Raw genomic sequence first — 1,654 nt, forward strand, 5'->3', positions numbered from 1 at the left:
CAACAACTTCTTCAGCACTGCGGCTTTACGTTCTTCGGAATAACGTGGCATGACATGCTCCCATGCCGCCCCGACTCGGAAAAATCAGGCGAAATCGCCTACTGGACAACTAGGCTGACAGAGGGGGCTTGCCAAGAGCAATAAAGGCGATTTTAAATATAGCTGAGGAAGTTTTAGGCGATTCGATAGCCACCGATGCACTAGAATATTATGCGCTCCAAATTGAAAATCTGGGAATTCAGCCTGCTTTTTTTGCATTGGAAGAATTTGGCATTCCGTATCAATTGGCACGGAAGCTTGATTACGAATATAAAAAACATTTTTCAGATAGAGTTCCAGAAATTGACGATGCCATTAGCTTCGTTAAGGAGATCTATTCCGATGTTAATGATGCAGATTTACCTGCATTTGAGTATTCCCTATTGGATTCATTTAAAAGAACTGTTAGGTAGTCATAGTGCAGTTATTGGCAGAACTCCAAGGTGGCGAGCAAACTTCGCCACTCAGTTTCTCCCAGGCATAGGCGGTATAGTCGGGCAATGCGGCGATTTCCGCTTATGCCGCGTCCCTGACGTGGGTTAACGGCTTCAGGCGATCCAGCCAAGAGCCGTCAGATACAACCTTCGGTTCAGCCTTCTTGGGGCGCTTAATTTCCCATCGGAATGCCCTCTTCAGCCAATACCGCCCTTGAGCGAACAAGCCGAAAAGTTTTCCTTTGCTGGACTCCCCGTATTGATTAACCGGGCAATCGATATACTCTCCGGTTTCCTCATCAACCTCTAGCCACTTTGCCGTTTTGATTGGCTGGTTAGCGCGTTTGGCGCAAGGACTGTTCATGGCTTTGTAAATCCTGCCCGGTCGCTTTTATCTTCCGCTTGCCGGGCAGAAATGATGTGTCTGGAACATCATTCGAATTTCGATAGCTGCTCAGGCAACAGTGCTAGCTGAGCTAGCAAATCGCCATCGTCATCGAGAAACTCTATTTCATAAGCCTCATTTGGCTCGGAAAACTCGGCAACGACAACACCAACTGCACCCGCTTTTAGACCTTCCTCTGGAATGCCTTCCTTGAGTATAACTGCATCATTAATTTTAAAAGACATAATCACTTATCCTTTTTTCACCAAGATAGTCGTTAACTCAGGTACATTTGAACCGGGTTTATAGATCCAGCCACTTTTTACAATGCCTTCACCGGTTGGACCAACCACAGGAATTTCCACTGTAAAACGTTCGCCATATTGGTCTACCTTACCGGGTATAGGCGTATTCGTTTTCACACCTTGCTTAAGTTGCGTCATAAGATCATCAGCATTGCTTTTATCAAATCCTAAAGCCGACTTGAACACTCGTGCTTTATGACCACCAACTGGATGATCTGGATTCAATGCGTACTCTGTCAGCTTTTTAGGATTAATGGCTGCATTATCAGCACCGATTAATGAATGAGCGCCTTCAACTAGCTTTGGATTTTCGTCTGGAACGTGTTCAGCAGACTTCAGTTCAAGCCCATCCACCCGACTGGGCGCCGTATCCTCAAGAAGGGTTTGACGGTGCAGGTCAGCATCACGCCAGATGCGCCTCAGGCGCTGTTTCCGAACGGCTTTACCAAACGCCTTAACCATCTTGCCCAGATGGGTAAGCAGACCCACAT

Annotated in this window: 3 protein-coding genes; 1 reads left to right on the forward strand and 2 read right to left on the reverse strand. The window is 46.7% G+C overall.

The genetic code is table 11. The features are described from left to right. Positions 1-128: 128 nt before the first annotated feature. Complete coding sequence (locus tag EZI54_RS23635; RefSeq protein WP_131484299.1) at positions 129-452, forward strand: hypothetical protein; 324 nt, start codon at positions 129-131, stop codon at positions 450-452. A 453-nt stretch (positions 453-905) separates the two neighbouring features. Here the strand turns inward: EZI54_RS23635 and EZI54_RS23640 are convergent, their stop codons facing one another. Next, positions 906-1,103 carry a DUF4926 domain-containing protein gene (locus tag EZI54_RS23640; protein WP_131484300.1) on the reverse strand — a complete coding sequence of 66 codons (198 nt, stop codon included), beginning with the start codon at positions 1,101-1,103 and terminating at the stop codon, positions 906-908. Between the two features lie 6 nt (positions 1,104-1,109). Further along, positions 1,110-1,654: DUF6883 domain-containing protein (locus EZI54_RS24690; protein WP_207389340.1), on the reverse strand; the 545-nt coding region annotated here is incomplete at its 5' end.

The organism is Marinobacter halodurans (genome assembly GCF_004327985.1).
In the GTDB taxonomy this organism is placed as follows: Bacteria; Pseudomonadota; Gammaproteobacteria; order Pseudomonadales; family Oleiphilaceae; genus Marinobacter_A; species Marinobacter_A halodurans.

What these genes read in the sequence shown, in the direction of transcription:
- EZI54_RS23640 (WP_131484300.1), bottom strand. Translation starts at nt 1,103, where the DNA reads ATGTCTTTTAAAATTAATGATGCAGTTATACTCAAGGAAGGCATTCCA.